Source organism: Pseudomonas sp. FW300-N2A2 (genome assembly GCF_017351735.1).
Lineage (GTDB): Bacteria > Pseudomonadota > Gammaproteobacteria > Pseudomonadales > Pseudomonadaceae > Aquipseudomonas > Aquipseudomonas migulae.
The window spans coordinates 24,591-41,262 of the sequence record NZ_JACNDU010000001.1 but is presented as its reverse complement, the minus strand read 5'-3'; the positions used below and the strand labels follow the sequence as shown (position 1 = coordinate 41,262).

Here is a 16,672-nt window from a genome sequence, read left to right as displayed (position 1 = left end):
CCACTCCGAGCAGACCAATCCGCGCTTTTTCCCCCACGCAACTTCTGCACGGCGGCGCTTGCGCGTAATCTGGCGCGACGCACACGCGCCTTAACCGCCCAGGAGCCCCGCCGGTATGGAACTTCATGTTGTCATCAACGGCCGCAAGGACCTGGCAGGCCAGTTGTACAACCAACTGCGCAGCGCCATCGAATCCGGTCGCCTGGCAGCCGGGACGCAACTGCCGCCCAGCCGTCTGCTGGCCGAACAGCTGGGCATCTCGCGCAAGACCATTTCCGACACGTACGCGCAACTGACCTATGAAAACTTCCTGACCGGGGTGATCGGCAAAGGCACCTACGTCAATGCCCGGACGGCCAAAGCGCAGCCCAAGCAAAGCCATTCGCAGTTGGCAAGCGCCGAGGTCATCGAGTCGTGGCGCAATTTACCGGTGTTTTTGCGTCACCCGACGCTGGAAGGCTCGCTGCGTTATGACTTCATCGGTGGCGCCACCAGCAAGGGCCAGTTTCCGCAGGACGATTGGCGGCGCTGTACCTCCCACGCGCTGCGTCAGATGTCCGGTTCCAAAGGCTTCTACAGCTTGCCTGAAGGCCTGCCGGCGCTGCGCAATGCGATCGCCCGGCACATCGCGTTTTCCCGTGGGGTGAATTGCCAGGACGAAGACGTGGTGGTGTGCAACGGTGCGCAACAAGCGCTGGACCTGATCTCCCGCGTGATCACGCGCCCCGGCAGCATCGTCGCCATGGAAGACCCCGGTTACCCGCCCGCGCGCCTGCTGTTCGGCAGCCACGGCGCCACGGTGATCGGCGTACCGGTCGACGCAGACGGCATCCAGGTCGACCAAATCCCCCTTGGCACCCGGCTGATTTATGTCACGCCGTCCCACCAGTTTCCGCTCGGCATGCCGATGAGCCAGGCACGTCGCGTGGCGCTGCTGGAGCGCGCCTACGAGTTGGGCGCGATCATCATCGAGGACGATTACGACAGTGAATTCCGGTACGAAGGCCGGCCCACTGACTCGCTGCAAAGCATGGATGAGCGCGGGATCGTCGCCTACGTCGGGACCTTTTCGAAAACCCTGCTGCCGGAACTGCGCCTCGGCTACGCGATTTTGCCGCCGGCGATTCTCGAAGCGGTGATCCGCGCCAAGCAACTCACCGACCTGCACACCTCCACCCTGCCCCAATGGGCGCTGGCCAAATTCATTGCCGAAGGTTGCCTGCTCAAGCACATCCGGCGCTGTCATACGATCTACGCCGGGCGTCGCGAACGCATCCTCGCGCGTATCGCCGGTGACCTGTCTCCCTGGCTCGAAGCGATCCCGAGCACGGCGGGTTTCCACATGGTGCTTATGTGCAAAGTGCCTATCGATATGCCATTGCTGATCGAACTGGCGAAAAAGGTCGAAGTCGGGCTGTATTCCATCGATACCTTTTACTACCAGCGGGCCCCGCAGGCTGGGCTTCTCATGGGGTTTGGCGCCATCGAAACCCTGGACATCGACACCGCGCTGGACCGTTTGCGCGACATTTTTCAGCAAATCGCCTGAGCGATTGGTCTGGGTTTTTATCCGGCAATTGGCTATTGGCGGTCCGCAAGCGCAGGCCTATCCTCGTAAGCGTTATCCCTCAATGAGCAGGATTCGTCCGGCCTGATTCAGGAGTGTGAGCAATGTCCAACGAAGTGATCAACACCGTAAAGGTGCAGGCCGCAGCCGGCCGCTCGGACGAACTGGGTAAGCAACTGCAAAAGATTGTCGAAACCCTGCGTGAACAACCGGGCTGCGAATCCTATATGGTCGACCGCTGCCCCGAGGACAGCAACCGCTGGAACGTCAGCGCCCGCTGGCAATCGGAAGCGGCCATGCAATCGCATTTCAACACCCCACAGGCGCAAGGTTTCATCGACCTGATCGATTGCCAATTGGCGAACGCCGTGGACTTCAACAGCTTCCCGATCCGTTAACCCCCCCCCTGTAGGAGCCGGCAAGCCGGCTCCTACAGGCGATCCATTCACCGCGGTGTACCTGATGCACTGCGGTGATGCGATCGCCGGCAAGCCGGCTCCTACAGGCGATCCATTCACCTCGGTGTGCCTGATGCACTGCGGTGATGCGATCGCCAGCAAGCCGGCTCCTACAGGTTTTGCATTGCCTTGCGTAAATCCGGATTGGTCCCCTGACCTTCTGCCGAATTGGCTGTTTGATTGCGGTCACTGGCGGACTAACGTTGTTTGCGACAACTAACCCCCCGCAGGTGATGAATCATGAAAGTTTTGCGTTTATTGGCCACCCCGCTTGCCGTCCTCGCCCTGAGCGTTTCTGCCTCGGCATTCGCCCATGATCCTTCGGAAAAAGTCACGATTCTGCAAGATGAAGTACTGAAGAACGTCCCGGGCAAAAAGGCGCTGATGATCGAAGTCGACTACAAGCCGGGCCAGTCCTCCATCGCCCACAAGCACGAAGGCACCGCAATGGCGTATGTGATTTCGGGCTCGATCACTTCCCAGGTGAAAGGCGAGCAACCGAAAACCTACAAGGCTGGCGAGTACTGGTATGAAGCCGCCGGTTCGGAGCATCTGGTCTCGAAAAATGCCAGCGCAACCAAGCCGGCCAAACTCCTGGTGTTCATGGTGTTGTCCCCCGACGAGAAAGTGCTGATCCCATTGGAAAACTGATAGCTGAACGTACAGCCATAAATAAACAGGCCCGAATCGAAAGTTCGGGCCTTTTTATTGCCCGACGCAATTAACCGGCAACTTTTAAACCAAACAATACTATTGGTCACCTGACAAGCTCATGAATTGGCTATTTCATTCAGCCGCCACAGGTTTAGTCTGAAGTCACTGCCGACACCGGCAACTTTAACTTCCGACTCAAGTTGTTTCACTGGAGAAACACCCATGAAACTTGCACTTGTCAGCACCTTGTCGTTTGCCGCTGTTTTAACCGGTTGCTCAATTCCCACTGCACCGACGGCAGTTTCTTCACTCGACGGTCTCTTCAGCGCACCCGTCGGCCGCAGCAACGCCACCCATGTCGCCAACGGCGGTCAGGTCTCGCTGGGCATCGTCTACAGCCGCAACACCCAGACTAACCGCGCCTACCTGCAGGACTATCAGGCCAATGCCGGCACCGGTTTTGGCCAGAGCCTGCTGGTGCAACCGATACATGATGCCTATGTCGCCACCTCCAAACCCGATCTGGCGGTGGATTGGGTCAAGGCCTCGTTGCAGCGCCAGTTCGGCTCGGTCACGGTGTACCCGGACATGCAAAGCCTCAGGGCGGCGAAACCGGACGTGGTCGCGATTGTCGACACCCGCAGTCAATTGATCACCTCGCGCAGTTCGGATATCAAGGCCGATGTAAGTGCAGACTTTTATGATGCCAACTTCAATTACATCGGGACTGCGCAAGGGCATGACGCCAAAGCATTGAGCCCGGTGTGGGCGGACTATAAACGCAGCGAAGAGATCGTGGCGGATATTAATGAACAGCAGAATGTGCAAGTTCGGGCATTGCAGAAGTTTGACCAGTCGCTCAGTAATTTATTGACCAGGCCGACAGATAAAGTGTCGATGATTGATAACACATCAGTTCAGAAGTTGTATTGAGACGGATGGCCCCATCGCCGGCAAGCCGGCTCCTACGGTAGAAATGCGAAACTTTGTAGGAGCCGGCTTGCCGGCGATGGGGCCCGCCAAAACACCACAAAACATTCAGACAAAAAAAAGCCCCGCATCTCTCAATGCGGGGCTTTTTCATTCAGCGACTGATCAGGCCGCCGGTTCCAGCTCGGCACTGGCAGTGACAGCAGCGGCAGGCACCACCGCTTGGCCGCTCAACGCCAGGTCCAGCAACTCACGGTTGGCTACCGCATACATCGCGTAGTCAGTGCCGCTCGCTGCACGGATTTCCACCAGCATGGCGCGCCAGCGTTCGATCATGCCTTCGTTCTCTTCCATCCACAGCGCCAGGCGTGTTTCCACATCCTGAGTGCCGCCGCCCTGTTGCAGGACAGAGATGGTGATCGCACGTTGCTGCCAGTCGACGTCATCGCGGAACGCTTCACGGGCCAGGGCCTGCCAGTTGTTTTCAACCGGCAGAGCGCTGATCTGTTGCAGGTACCAGGTGACGTCCAGCGCGCTGCCCACGGCGAAGTAAGCTTTCGCCACGTCCGCAGGGTTCTGGCCGGTCACGTCGGAGGCCTCGATGATCGGCAGCAGCGTGTACAGGTGCGAAGTACCAGCCACCATGCGCGCCAGCAACTCCGGCACACCGGCTTCGACGTACGCCTGATAACGGGACTGCCAGTTTTCGTGGATCTCGCCGCTCAGCAGTTCGTCGAGCTTGAGACCCAACTCCTTCAGGTGCGGACCGAAGTGCGCAACGTCACGGGCAGCGTTCTGCTCGTTGCGGCGGGCACGCAGGAACCAGCGCGTAGCGCGACGGCCCAGACGCATCAGCTCGTCCATCAGCTCCAGTTGTACGTCAGCGGAAACCTGGTAATCCAGGGCTTCGATCTGACGGAACCAGTGCGGGAGATGGAAGATGTCACGCACGATCACGTACGCACCGGCCACGTTCGCCGGGCTCATGCCGGTCGACTCTTTGAGTCGCTGAACGAAGGTGATGCCCATGTGGTTCACCAGATCGTTGGCGATCTGGGTGCTGACGATCTCGCGCTTCAGGCGGTGACGACGCATGGCTTCGGAGAACTTGCTCACCAGTGTTGGCGGGAAAGCAGTTTCCATGTCGCGGGTCAGGTAGTCGTCGTCCGGTACACGGGAGTCCAGCAACTGCGCCTTGAGGTCGATCTTGCTGTAGGAGATCAGCACCGACAGCTCGGCACGGGTCAGGCCGTGGCCTTCCGCGAGGCGTTCGTTGATCGCGTCTTCCGACGGCAGGAACTCGATGGCACGATCCAGCTTGCCACGGCCTTCCAGATCGTTCATCAGGCGCTTGTATTCGGCAATCCGCACGAAGGCACGGCGGGCCGCCAGGGACAGGGCCTGAGTCTGCTTGTAGTTGTTGCCCAGCACCAGGTTGCCGACTTCGTCGGTCATGCTCGCCAGCAACTGGTTACGTTGCTTGTCGGTCATGTCACCGGCGTGAACCACTTCGTTCAGCAGGATCTTGATGTTCACTTCGTGGTCGGAGCAATCCACGCCACCGGCGTTGTCGATGAAGTCGGTGTTGGAACCGCCGCCATTGAGGCCGAATTCGACACGACCCAATTGGGTCATACCGAGGTTACCGCCCTCGCCCACGACTTTGCAGCGCAGTTCGTTGCCGTTCACACGCAGTGCATCGTTGGCCTTGTCGCCGACATCGGCGTGGCTTTCGCTGCTGGCTTTGACGTAAGTACCGATACCGCCGTTCCACAACAGGTCTACCGGTGCCTTGAGCAAGGCATTCAGCAGTTCGGTCGGGGTCAGCTTGTCGGCCTGAATGTCGAAGCGCTCTTTCATCTGCGGGGAAATCGCGATGCTTTTCGCACTGCGCGAGAAGATCCCGCCGCCTTCCGACATGATGCTGGTGTCGTAATCCGACCATGCCGAACGTGGCAGATCGAACAGGCGCTGACGCTCGGCGAAGCTGTTCGCCGGCTCAGGGTTCGGGTCGATGAAGATGTGCAGGTGGTTGAACGCTGCGACCAGTTGCAGCTTGTCGGACATCAGCAAGCCGTTACCGAACACGTCACCGGCCATGTCGCCGACGCCCACTACCGTGATGCTGTCTTCCTGGACATTGATGCCGCGCTCGCGGAAGTGACGTTGTACGCCAACCCATGCGCCTTTGGCGGTGATGCCCATTTTCTTGTGGTCGTAACCGGCGGAACCACCGGAGGCGAACGCGTCACCCAGCCAGAAGCCGTAGTCGATGGCGATGCCGTTGGCGATGTCGGAGAAGGTTGCAGTGCCCTTGTCCGCAGCGACCACCAGGTACGGGTCATCGTCGTCATGACGCACGACGTTGGCCGGCGGTACCAGTGCGCCGTCTTTCAGGTTGTCGGTGATGTCCAACAGGCCCGAAATGAAGATGCGGTAGCACGCGATGCCCTCGGCCGCAATCTCGTCACGGCTGCCGCCCAGTGGCAGGCGACGCGGCAGGAAGCCGCCCTTCGCGCCGACCGGCACGATGACCGAGTTCTTCACTTGCTGGGCTTTTACCAAGCCCAGGACTTCGGTACGGAAGTCTTCTTCACGGTCAGACCAGCGCAGACCGCCGCGAGCCACGTTGCCGAAGCGCAGGTGCACGCCTTCGACGCGAGGCGAGTAGACGAAGATTTCGAACTTCGGAACCGGCTTCGGCAGCTCTGGAATCTGGTGCGGATTGAACTTGAAGCTGAAGTAGGACTTGTTCTGACCGTGGGCATCGGTCTGGTAGAAGTTGGTCCGCAGGGTCGCTTTGATCAGGTCGAGGTAGCGACGCAGGATGCGGTCTTCGTTCAACACCTGGACGTCGTCCAGTGCTGCCAGAATCGCGTGTTCCAGACGCTGCTGCTTGTCTTCCAGATCATCGGTGGCCAGCTTGCGCGCCAGGTAGAAGCGGGTCTTGAACAACCGGGTCAACTCGCGAGCGATGTCGGTGTGGTTGTTCAGGGTGCTGGCGATGTAGCCGAGGTCGAAGCCCAGGCGAATCTGCTTCATGTAGCGTGCATAGGCACGCAGCAGCGCAACATCGCGCCATGGCAGGCCGGCGGTCAGTACCAGACGGTTGAACGCATCGTTCTCGGCATCGCCACGCACGATGTGGACGAAGGCGTCCTGCAAGGTGTCGTTGAGTTGCTGGATGTCGAGTTCCAGGCCTTCGGCGGCGGTGAACGCGAAATCGTGAATCCAGAACTCGCGGCCATTGTTGTGACGCAGGCGATACGGGAACTCACCCAGCACACGCAGGCCGAGGTTTTCCAGAATCGGCAGCACGTCGGACAGGGCCAGCGGGGTATCGGCGTGATACAGCTTGCAGTGCAGCTCGCGCTGGCCGGAGACCTGACCCAGTGGCTGATAGAAGCTCATCACCAATGGATTTTTTTCGTTCAGGCTCAGCAGGTGCTGCATGTCGACCACAGCCGAATGCGCAGCGAAACGCTCGCGATAACCGGCCGGGAAGCCTTTCGGGAAGTCCGCCAGCACGTTGGTGCCGTGGGCTTCGCCGAAGCTTTCCACCACCAGGCTGGCGTAGTCGTCCTGCCAGCTGCGGCAGGCCTGGATCACTTCGTTTTCCAGTTGCAGCGGGTCGATGTCCAGACGGTTCTTCGGATCGACGCGCAGAATCAGTTGCACGCGGGCCAGTACGGACTCGGAGAAGAAGGTCCAGAACTCGCAGTCCGAGGCTTTCAGGCGATCCATCAGCACTTGCTGGATCTTCTGGCGCACTTCGGTGGAGTAGATATCACGTGGCACGTAGGCCAGGCAGTAGCAGAAACGGCCGTACGGGTCTTTGCGCAGGAACACGCGAATCTTGTTGCGTTCCTGGATCTGCACGATCGACATCACGGTGCTGAACAGCTCGTCGACCGGGGTCTGGAACAGGTCATCACGCGGCAGCACTTCGACCACCTGCGCCAGTTCCTTGCCCAGGTGAGCCTTGGCCTGGAAGCCGGAACGGCGTTCGATCTCTTCGACCTTGCGGCGGATGTACGGAATGACCCGCACGCTCTCGCCATACACCGACGAGGTGTACAGGCCCATGAAACGGCATTCCTTGATGACCTTGCCGTCGGCGTCGATCTCGCGGATCGACACGTAGTCCGGGTAAGCCGGACGGTGTACACGGCTTGGGTGCGCAGCCTTGGCGAACGACAGCAGGGTCGGTTCGCGCAGGTAGTTCACGGCGTAGTCTTCGATGCGCAGGTCATCGTAGGTCAGGCCGGTACGCAGCAGCTTGGTCAGGCCGAGGAAGGAATTCTGGTCGTAAACGATGTGACCGCCATCGGCTTCATCCTGAACCACGAATTCTTCGTAGCCGAGGAAGGTGAAGTGGTTGCCCACCAGCCATTCCAGGAAGCTTTTGATTTCAGCTTTTTCTTCGCCGTCGACCGCAAATTTGCTGTTGTCGAGGCCGGTCAGGATTTCCTGGACCTTGGCTTTCATCGGCTCGAAATCGGCAACCGCGACGCGGACTTCACCGAGAACCTGTTCCAGCTCTTTGCTCAGGACATTCAGTTCTGCGGTGTTCGCGCAACGGTCGATTTCCAGGTACATCAGGGATTCTTGCAGGATCCCTTCGCCCTGGGTGCCTTTAGGCAGGATTTCCAGCAACTCGCCTTTGCTGCCGCGACGCACGCTCAGCACAGTGGTTTGCAGGGTATGAATGCTGTAGCCGCGACGGTTCAGCTCGGTGCGCACCGAGTCCACCAGGAAAGGCAGGTCGTGGTGCAGCACTTCGACCGCGGTGTGGGTCGACTGCCAGCCGTGGCGTTCGTAATCAGGGTTGAAGACGCGAACCTGCGGTTGCGCGTGATCGAAGCGCTCAAGCAGGCGCCACGCAGAAAGGGTGCAGCCGGCGAGGTCGGACAGCCGACGCTGGGTCAGCTCGTCAAGGGAAATGATGCCGAAGAATTGTTCAGCGAACAGCGCCACTTGTGGCAGTGCCTGTTCACTGATGTGCTGCGCCAGTGCCGCTTGCAGTTGGTGCTGGAAGTCGGCTTTGCTGGCTGCGGTGAAGAACGCCATCTGTGGTACTCCGCTTGGGCTTGTTATTGATGGAAGCGTCGCGTGCAAAACCCCTTTCGGGGCGATCCGTCACCCGGTTCCTGATTCTCGGGCAGAGGAAACAGGGTGACAGGTGGGTGAAGCTGGACGAGACACTCAGGTCACATTCACCTTCCATGAATGGGCATCTGCAAAAACGACTGGCAGATCGACAGCGCAATGTCTTTACAGGTGCTCATCCGTTGCGCAGCTTAACCAGTGCGGCAAGGCCCGTGCTTGCAGCGCTGCGACATATTCGGTCATCGGCACGCAGCCAACGCCCTGCGTATCGGACAACACTAGCAGCCGTGTAGGAAATTGGGCGTTTTATGCCCGGATTTACAGCACCTTCGTGCCAGAAATGACCAACAGCGCCCCGAATGTTCACGTCACATTCTCTGACAGTCAGCCGAGCAGAAATTCCCGAGGGCTGGCAGAATTGCCTTTTGTTGTGTTCACAACGCTCGCCGAGCCAGGAAATACCCATGAAAATGACCACCGCCCTGTTGATCGTCAACCCGTGTGACGAGGAAGAAGACAACATGGCCATGCTCGCCTGCCACAGCGATCAGGGTGAAATGTTCCTGATGAGCCGCTACCCGGACGAGGACGAGCTGGAGATCACCCTTGATGGCGAACCTTCGACGCTGGACGGCGTGAAAGTGACGCTGAGCCCTACCCGCTTGCTGATCGAAATCGCTGCGGCGGATGCGGATGCGTTGAATGGGGATGATTCGCTGGAGATTACGCACAGCACGAGTGTGAGTGATCTGGCGGAAGTGGAAGAAACCTTGCAGAACATCCTTAAGGGGACCGGGACTTACATCAGCGAGATTTGATGTTGCCTGGACGGGCCTCTTCGCGGGCAAGCCTCGCTCCTACAGGTTTAGGCCGAGCGCAATATCGCGGCTGCCCTGATCCTGTAGGAGCGAGGCTTGCCCGCGAAGGCGTCCGCAAAATCGCCACATTCCCCGAAACAACATCGATAACCCACCTCCTGCGCACATTTGCACAAAATGCCGTTAGTCGCCGCCCCCCGCGATAGATTAAAGTAACGCCCCCAGCCCTGGCGTTATTCGAACGTCTTCGGTCACCCTTTCCAGGAACAGTCATCGATGGAACATCGTGAAGCGCTGCTCGCGCTGCGAACCTTTCTTTCAACGCAGATTCTCGGCCAGGAAAAACTCATCGAGCGCTTGCTCATCGCCCTGCTTGCCGACGGCCACATGCTGGTCGAGGGCGCTCCCGGCCTGGCCAAGACCAAGGCCATCAAAGAACTCGCCGAAGGCATCGAAGCCCAGTTCCATCGCATCCAGTTCACCCCTGACCTGTTGCCTGCCGACATCACCGGCACGGAAATCTATCGCCCGGAAACCGGCAGTTTCGTGTTCCAGCAAGGCCCGATCTTCCACAACCTGGTATTGGCGGACGAAATCAACCGTGCCCCGGCCAAGGTTCAGTCGGCTTTGCTTGAAGCCATGGGCGAGCGTCAGGTCAGCGTCGGGCGCAGCACCTACGAGCTGTCGCCGCTGTTCCTGGTGATGGCCACGCAAAACCCGATCGAGCAGGAAGGCACTTATCCGCTGCCCGAAGCGCAGCTGGACCGCTTCCTGATGCACGTGAAAATCGGCTTCCCGGACGCCACCGTCGAACGCCGCATTCTGCAACAGGCCCGTGGCGAAGCCTTGAACGGTGAAACCAAACCGGAGCGCCGGGTCAGCCAGCAGGCCATTTTCGCCGCCCGCAAGGAAATCCTCGGTCTGTACATGGCCGACGCCGTGGAGGAATACCTGGTGCAACTGGTCATGGCCACGCGCACGCCGGCCAAGTTCGACCCGGAGATGGCCGAGTGGATCGCCTACGGCGCAAGCCCGCGTGGTTCGATTGCCCTCGACCGCTGTGCCCGCGCCCACGCCTGGCTGGCCGGTCGCGACTTCGTCAGCCCGGAAGACATTCAAGCGGTGCTGTTCGACGTGTTGCGTCACCGCATCATTCTGTCCTTTGAAGCCGAAGCCGCTGGCATCGACCAGGACCGGGTGGTCCAGCGGATTCTCGACGTCGTAGCCGTCGCTTGACCCCGATGAACGTCATTCTGCCGCCCGAGCCGGGCATCCGCGTCAGCCTCGCCGAGCTGATCGAGATGCGCCATCGCGTGCGTGAAGTGCAGCTGTTCTCCACGCCGAGCCAGCGCAGCCCGCTGATCGGCCTGCACCACTCCAAGCTGCGTGGCCGTGGCGTCGACTTCGATCAGGTGCGGGTCTATCAGGCCGGCGACGACGTGCGCAGCATCGACTGGCGCGTCACCGCCCGAACCCAGGAACCGCACACCAAGCTGTTCCACGAAGAACGCGAGCGGCCGATTTTCATCATGGTCGAACAGAGCCGACGGCTGTTTTTCGGTTCGGGGCTGATGTTCAAATCGGTGCTCGCCGCCCAGGCCGCCAGCTTGATCGGCTGGGCCGCGCTCGGCCATAACGATCGGGTCGGCGGGCTGGTGTTCGGCGATAACGAACACTACGAAATCAAGCCCCGGCGCAGCAAACAAAGCCTGCTGCAATTTCTCAACCGGCTGGTGCGTGTCAATCAGTCGTTGCACACCGAAAGCGAGCAGAACCGCGATGCCCTCAACCTGGCCTTGCGTCGTGCCCGGGAGGTGCTGCGCCCCGGCAGCCTGGTGATCGTGATCTGCGACGAGCGCGCACTGACTGAGGGTTCCGAGCAGCAACTGAGCCTGCTGTCGCGCCATTGCGACCTGTTGCTGCTGCCACTGTCCGACCCACTGGACCACGCCCTGCCCGCTGCCGGCCTTTTGCGCTTTGCCGAACGCGGCGCGCAACTGGAACTCGACACGCTGAATTTCGACCTGCGCCAGACCTACCGCGCCCAGGCCGAAGCACGCATTGCCCATTGGGAATTGCTCGCGCAAAAACTGCGGGTGTTGTTGATGCCCCTGAGCACCCAGAGCGAGATGGTCGAACAACTGCGCGAGTACCTGAACCCGCAAAAACCGGGGAAATATCGATGAGCAGCCTCGATCAACTGCAACCGCTGATTTCCCCGCCGCCGATTGGCTTCTGGCCACCGGCACCGGGCTGGTGGTTTTTGCTGTTGTTACTGCCGCTGATCGGCTTCGGCCTGTGGAAGGCCCGGCGTTTCCTGCCGAACAAGCGCCCCATCGTGCGCGCCGAACAACCGCTGGACCCGGTGCGCATCGCCGCACTGGCCGAACTGGCGCTGATGCCCAAGCCCTACGACGGCGCACCGGCCGGTGCCTGGCTGCAGCAACTCAATGGCTTGCTCAAACGCCTGTGCCGCAACCATTACCCCTACAGCCAGAGCCACACCCTCAACGGGCGCAAATGGCTGGCGTTTCTCGACAACCGTTGCCCGGCCGCCGGGCTGACGCGCTGGATGGTACTGGTCGAAGGCGCCTACAAACCCGAATGCAAACTCGACGACAAGGCCATCGCCGGCCTGACCCAAGCCGTCGACACGTGGATTCGCAAACATGTTTGAGTTCGCCTGGCCGTGGATCTTCGCCCTGCTGCCGCTGCCGTGGTTGATGCGCATCGTGCTGCCGGTGGCCGACAGCGGCGAACCGGCGCTAAAAGTCAGTTTCCTCAGTGACCTCGAAGGCCTCGCCCGGCGCCGTGCCCGGGCCAACTTGCCAGCCTGGCGGCAACAAGCGCCGTTCATCCTGCTGTGGCTGTTTTTGCTGATCGCCGCAGCGCGCCCGCAATGGCTCGGCGAACCGTTGCCGATTGCCGCCAGTGGCCGTGACCTGCTGGTGGCGGTGGACGTTTCCGGTTCCATGGATTTCCCTGACATGCAGTGGCAGGACGATGAGGTCAGCCGCCTTACGCTGGTGCAACATTTGCTCGGTGATTTTCTGGAGCGACGCGAAGGCGACCGTGTCGGCCTGATCCTGTTCGGCAGCAGAGCGTACCTGCAAGCACCGCTGACCTTTGACCGGCGCACCGTGCGGGTCTGGCTCGACGAAGCGCGCATCGGCATCGCCGGCAAAAACACCGCCATCGGCGACGCCATCGGTCTCGCGCTCAAACGCCTGCGCCTGCGTCCGGCGCAAAGTCGTGTGCTGATTCTGGTCACCGATGGTGCTAACAACGGCGGCGAAATCGACCCGTTGACCGCAGCGCGGCTGGCGGCCAAGGAAGGCGTGAAAATCTACCCGATCGGCATCGGCGCCGATCCCGAGCAAAGCGGCACCGCAGGATTCCTCGGCATCAACCCGAGCCTGGACCTCGACGAGCCTGCGCTGAAAGCCATTGCCGCCGCCACGGGCGGCCAGTATTTCCGCGCTCGCGACGGCAAGGAACTGCAAACGATCAAGGAAACCCTCGATCAACTGGAACCCGTGACCCAGCAACCGACCCAGGCCCGCCCGGCGCAGGCGTTGTATCACTGGCCGTTGGCGATGGCGTTGCTGTTGAGCCTGTTGCTGGTGGCGCGCGAACGCTGGCCGGATAACCCGTTGCAGCGCCTGTTTACCAAGGATCTGTTCTTGCAAACGCAATTGCCTGACTGGCGCCAGCGACTCAAGCGCCTGCGCCTGCGGAGGCGCCGATGAGTGCGCTGTGGCCTTACTGGTTCCGCCCCTGGTGGCTGCTGCTGTTGCCGCTGCTCGGCTGGTTGCTCTGGCAACTCTGGCATCGACAGAAGCGCGCCGGGCGCTGGCAGATGATTCTGCCGCCGGCTTTTCATTCCGCGCTGCTCAGTGGCGGCAACGGTCGCGACAGCAAATTGCCGTGGGTCGCCCTCGGTGTGGCGTGGATGCTGACGATTCTGGCGCTGTTGGGGCCGAGCTGGGAGCGCGTCGAGCAAGCCAGCCAGAAACCCGCCGACCCGCTGGTGGTGATCCTTGAGCTGACCCCGGAGATGCTCGCCACCGACGTGACGCCAAACCGACTGGAACAGGCCCGGCGCAAGCTGTTCGACCTGCTGCAAAACCGCAGCGACGCCCAGACCGCCATCGTCGTCTACGCCGGCAGCGCACACACGCTGGTGCCGCTGTCGGATGACCTGTCTACCAGCCGCAATCTGCTGGAGGCGCTCAAGCCGTCGTTGATGCCCCAGACCGGCCATCGCGCCGATCTCGCAGTGACCAAGGCCCTTGCGCTGCTGAGTCAAGGCGCGCTGGGTGACGGCCGGATTCTGCTGATCGGTTCGTCCCTGACTGAACTGGAACGCGAAGGCATTCAACAGGCATTGGACGGCAAGTCGACCCGGTTTTTGATGCTCGGCATCGGCACCGCCGAAGGCGCGCCGATCACTCAGGAGGACGGCAGTTTCCTCAAGGATGATCAGGGCGCGATTCTGGTGCCGCACCTCGACGAGCCGAACCTGAAAGCGTTCGTCAACGGCCTCGATGGGCGCTATCGCCACGCGCGCTTGGACGATGCTGACCTGCGCGCCCTCGGCTTGCTCGATGGCCCGCGCAACTTGCGCAATGACGGCCAGACCCTGCGTCTCGATAGCTGGGCCGATCAGGGTTATTGGCTGTTGTTGCCGCTGTTGCTGTTGGCGGCCTGCGCCGGGCGACGCGGCTGGTTGCTCTGCCTGCCGCTGCTGTTCCTGTTGCCGCAGCCGAGCTATGCCTTCGACTTCGAAGACTTGTGGTTGCGCCCTGACCAGCAAGGCCTGCATCTGTTGAAAAAGAAGCGTCCGGCCGAGGCCGCGCAGCATTTCCAGGATCGGCAATGGCAAGGCGTGGCGCTCTACGAGGCCGGCGACTACAGTGGCGCCGCCCAGCGGTTCGCCGAAGGCAATGATGCCCACGCCCACTACAATCGTGGCAACGCCCTGGCCAAAGGCGGTGAGTTGGAAGCCGCGCTGGATGCTTACGATCAGGCACTGGAGCGGCAACCGGATCTGCGCCCGGCGCAGACCAACAAGGCCTTGGTGGAAAGCTTGATCAAGCAGAAAAATACGCCGGCACCCGTTGAACCGGACAAAAACGAAGGCGACGAGGCCGGGACCCCGCAGGAACCACCGCCGGGCGCAGCCACCCAACAGTCGAACAGTGGCGAACCGAAGTCCGATGCCCAGACCACGGCACCCGATGCAGAACAGTCGGATACGACACCGGCGCGCCCCGGCACCAATGAGGTGCCCGGCAGCGAGTTGGGCGACGAACAAAGCACCACCCCGCCGTTGCGCCCTGCCAGCGATACCATCGATGGCGAACAGCGCCAGGCGCTGGAACAATGGCTGCGCAAGATCCCGGACGACCCGGGCGAATTGCTCAGGCGCAAATTCTGGTACGAACAGCAGCAACATCAGGATCAGGAAAAAACCCGATGACCCGCTTCACCGCTTTCATGCTTGCACTGTTTATCTGGACCGTTCAGGCCCAGGCTGCGCAACTGGTCGCCAGTGTCGACCGCAGTCGCCTGAACTCCGGCGAAACGGTCGAGCTGACCCTGGAGTCCAACGATGTCACCCAATTCGGCAAGCCCGACCTGACGGCGCTGGAGCCGCTGTTTGAAGTGCGCGGCACCCGCCAGGTCAACCAGTTGACGACCCTTAACGGCGGCAACGGCGCCACCACCCGCTGGATCATCACCCTGCTGCCTCGCCAGAACGGCAGCGTGGTGATTCCGTCGCTGCAACTGGGCGATGTGCAGAGCCAGCCGATCACCTTGCAAGTGGTCGAGAGCGAAACCCAGGACAGCACGCAAAAACTGGCCCCGGTATTCATCGACGCCAGCCTCGATCAAAACAGCGTGTACGTGCAGGCCCAGGCGCTCCTGACCTTGCGCATCTACCATTCCGTGTCGCTGTATGACGACAGCAGCCTGACTCCGTTGCAGATTCCCGATGCGCGCATCGAGCAGTTGGGCGAGTCGCGCACTTACGAAAAAGACATCAACGGCCTGCGCCATGGCGTGATCGAATTGCGCTACGCGATCTACCCGCAACACAGCGGCCAGTTGACCATTCCGGCGCAGGTTTTCAGCGCCACGCTGGTGGACGCGCAGCCGGCCAAGGACGTCGAGTCCCAGGTGCCGAAATCCGGCAAATTGATGCGTGTCAGCTCGGTCGAACTGCCGCTGACCGTCAAGCCGAAACCTGCCACTTACCCGTCTGACGTGCCTTGGCTGCCGGCCCGCAGCCTGACCCTGAGCGAGAGCTGGAATCCGGAACCGGATCACACGCAAGTGGGTGACTCTCTGACTCGCAGCCTGATTTTGGAAGCCGAAGGTTTGGCCAGTTCACAACTGCCGCCATTGCCGGCCACCGACGTCAACGGCTTACGGCGCTATCCGGATCAGCCGGTGCTGGTCAACCAGAATAGCGAGCGCGGCCTGATCGGCAGCCGCGAGGACCGTGAGGCACTGGTGCCTGTCCAGCGGGGGAACGTCGAGTTGCCGGCTGTGGATGTGGTCTGGTGGAACACCTTCGAAGATCATCTGGAACACAGCAGCCTGCCGGCGCGGACGCTGCAAGTGGTGAACAATCCTGGCTTGATGGTTGATACCCCGGCCGGCACGCCGCTGGTCATTTCCCCTGCCGACAATGAAGCGCTCTGGTGGTGGAAACTCAGCACCGTCATTCTCGCCTGCACCACCCTGCTGGGTTTCGGCCTCTGGTGGCGTGCCCGCTGGCAACCGGCGATCCTGCGCGCGGCCCAGACAGGCCCGAGCCCGCGTACCGTGCTCGACGACCTCAAGCGCGCCTGTCAGGCCAACGACTCCCACGCCACCCGACAGGCCCTCGACGCCTGGGCCCGGCAACAACCGGAAACCCTGGCCGACATGGCGGCGCGTTTCGTGCCGTTGTCGGACGCGCTGGATGGTTTGAACGGGGCGCTGTACAGCGAGACCGGCCAGCATTGGCAAGGTGAAGAGCTGTGGCGCGCGATCAAGGCAATCCCGATTGCCGAGCGGGTTCAAGACCCGGTCGGCGACAGCGGCCTGCCACCGCTCTACCCGAAGTAACCCCAATCCTGTAGGAG

At 61.1% G+C, this 16,672-nt stretch carries 12 protein-coding genes; 11 read left to right on the top strand and 1 reads right to left on the bottom strand.

Annotated features, from left to right (window positions below; all coding sequences use genetic code 11):
• Positions 1–115: 115 nt before the first annotated feature.
• From J4E42_RS00140 to J4E42_RS00125, 4 genes are all read left to right on the top strand, one after another.
• Positions 116–1,549 (top strand): PLP-dependent aminotransferase family protein, encoded by a 1,434-nt coding sequence (locus J4E42_RS00140; protein WP_207284246.1) that lies wholly within the window; start codon positions 116–118, stop codon positions 1,547–1,549.
• Positions 1,550–1,671: 122 nt separating this feature from the next.
• Entirely contained in the window at positions 1,672–1,965 is a 294-nt protein-coding gene (locus J4E42_RS00135; RefSeq protein WP_008042903.1) for a putative quinol monooxygenase, read from the top strand.
• Between the two features lie 300 nt (positions 1,966–2,265).
• Positions 2,266–2,676 (top strand): cupin domain-containing protein, encoded by a 411-nt coding sequence (locus tag J4E42_RS00130; protein WP_008030133.1) that lies wholly within the window; start codon positions 2,266–2,268, stop codon positions 2,674–2,676.
• A gap of 225 nt (positions 2,677–2,901) precedes the next feature.
• A complete protein-coding gene (locus tag J4E42_RS00125; RefSeq protein ID WP_207284245.1) occupies positions 2,902–3,612 on the top strand; it encodes an ATPase in 711 nt (236 codons plus the stop codon).
• 162 nt (positions 3,613–3,774) lie between these two features.
• Here the strand turns inward: J4E42_RS00125 and J4E42_RS00120 are convergent, their stop codons facing one another.
• Positions 3,775–8,679: an NAD-glutamate dehydrogenase gene (locus J4E42_RS00120; RefSeq protein ID WP_207284244.1), complete on the bottom strand. Its 4,905-nt coding sequence runs from the start codon at positions 8,677–8,679 to the stop codon at positions 3,775–3,777.
• A gap of 503 nt (positions 8,680–9,182) precedes the next feature.
• On the opposite strand from J4E42_RS00120, the gene J4E42_RS00115 reads away from it, so the two are divergent.
• The 7 genes from J4E42_RS00115 (at position 9,183) to J4E42_RS00085 (ending at position 16,655) form a co-directional block, all read left to right on the top strand.
• The gene (locus tag J4E42_RS00115) at positions 9,183–9,536 is read left to right on the top strand and encodes a hypothetical protein (RefSeq protein WP_207284243.1); all 354 of its coding nucleotides are present in this window, start codon (positions 9,183–9,185) and stop codon (positions 9,534–9,536) included.
• A gap of 276 nt (positions 9,537–9,812) precedes the next feature.
• The gene (locus J4E42_RS00110) at positions 9,813–10,772 is read left to right on the top strand and encodes a MoxR family ATPase (protein ID WP_008030123.1); all 960 of its coding nucleotides are present in this window, start codon (positions 9,813–9,815) and stop codon (positions 10,770–10,772) included.
• Between the two features lie 5 nt (positions 10,773–10,777).
• Complete coding sequence (locus J4E42_RS00105) at positions 10,778–11,722, top strand: DUF58 domain-containing protein (protein ID WP_008042897.1); 945 nt, start codon at positions 10,778–10,780, stop codon at positions 11,720–11,722.
• Entirely contained in the window at positions 11,719–12,213 is a 495-nt protein-coding gene (locus J4E42_RS00100; RefSeq protein ID WP_008030120.1) for a DUF4381 domain-containing protein, read from the top strand. The genes J4E42_RS00105 and J4E42_RS00100 overlap by 4 nt, the downstream gene beginning before the upstream one ends.
• Entirely contained in the window at positions 12,206–13,285 is a 1,080-nt protein-coding gene (locus J4E42_RS00095; RefSeq protein WP_008042895.1) for a VWA domain-containing protein, read from the top strand. The genes J4E42_RS00100 and J4E42_RS00095 overlap by 8 nt, the downstream gene beginning before the upstream one ends.
• On the top strand, positions 13,282–15,018 hold the full coding sequence (locus J4E42_RS00090) for a VWA domain-containing protein (RefSeq protein WP_207284242.1): 1,737 nt from the start codon (positions 13,282–13,284) through the stop codon (positions 15,016–15,018). The genes J4E42_RS00095 and J4E42_RS00090 overlap by 4 nt, the downstream gene beginning before the upstream one ends.
• A complete protein-coding gene (locus tag J4E42_RS00085) occupies positions 15,015–16,655 on the top strand; it encodes a BatD family protein (RefSeq protein ID WP_207284241.1) in 1,641 nt (546 codons plus the stop codon). Before J4E42_RS00090 ends, J4E42_RS00085 begins: the two co-directional genes overlap by 4 nt.
• Positions 16,656–16,672 lie beyond the last annotated feature (17 nt).

Excerpts from the sequence above, each read along its gene's own strand:
- J4E42_RS00140 (WP_207284246.1), top strand. The coding sequence starts at position 116 with ATGGAACTTCATGTTGTCATCAACGGCCGCAAGGACCTGGCAGGCCAG.
- J4E42_RS00135 (WP_008042903.1), top strand. The coding sequence starts at position 1,672 with ATGTCCAACGAAGTGATCAACACCGTAAAGGTGCAGGCCGCAGCCGGC.
- J4E42_RS00130 (WP_008030133.1), top strand. The coding sequence starts at position 2,266 with ATGAAAGTTTTGCGTTTATTGGCCACCCCGCTTGCCGTCCTCGCCCTG.
- J4E42_RS00125 (WP_207284245.1), top strand. The coding sequence starts at position 2,902 with ATGAAACTTGCACTTGTCAGCACCTTGTCGTTTGCCGCTGTTTTAACC.
- J4E42_RS00120 (WP_207284244.1), bottom strand. The coding sequence starts at position 8,679 with ATGGCGTTCTTCACCGCAGCCAGCAAAGCCGACTTCCAGCACCAACTG.
- J4E42_RS00115 (WP_207284243.1), top strand. The coding sequence starts at position 9,183 with ATGAAAATGACCACCGCCCTGTTGATCGTCAACCCGTGTGACGAGGAA.
- J4E42_RS00110 (WP_008030123.1), top strand. The coding sequence starts at position 9,813 with ATGGAACATCGTGAAGCGCTGCTCGCGCTGCGAACCTTTCTTTCAACG.
- J4E42_RS00105 (WP_008042897.1), top strand. The coding sequence starts at position 10,778 with ATGAACGTCATTCTGCCGCCCGAGCCGGGCATCCGCGTCAGCCTCGCC.
- J4E42_RS00100 (WP_008030120.1), top strand. The coding sequence starts at position 11,719 with ATGAGCAGCCTCGATCAACTGCAACCGCTGATTTCCCCGCCGCCGATT.
- J4E42_RS00095 (WP_008042895.1), top strand. The coding sequence starts at position 12,206 with ATGTTTGAGTTCGCCTGGCCGTGGATCTTCGCCCTGCTGCCGCTGCCG.
- J4E42_RS00090 (WP_207284242.1), top strand. The coding sequence starts at position 13,282 with ATGAGTGCGCTGTGGCCTTACTGGTTCCGCCCCTGGTGGCTGCTGCTG.
- J4E42_RS00085 (WP_207284241.1), top strand. The coding sequence starts at position 15,015 with ATGACCCGCTTCACCGCTTTCATGCTTGCACTGTTTATCTGGACCGTT.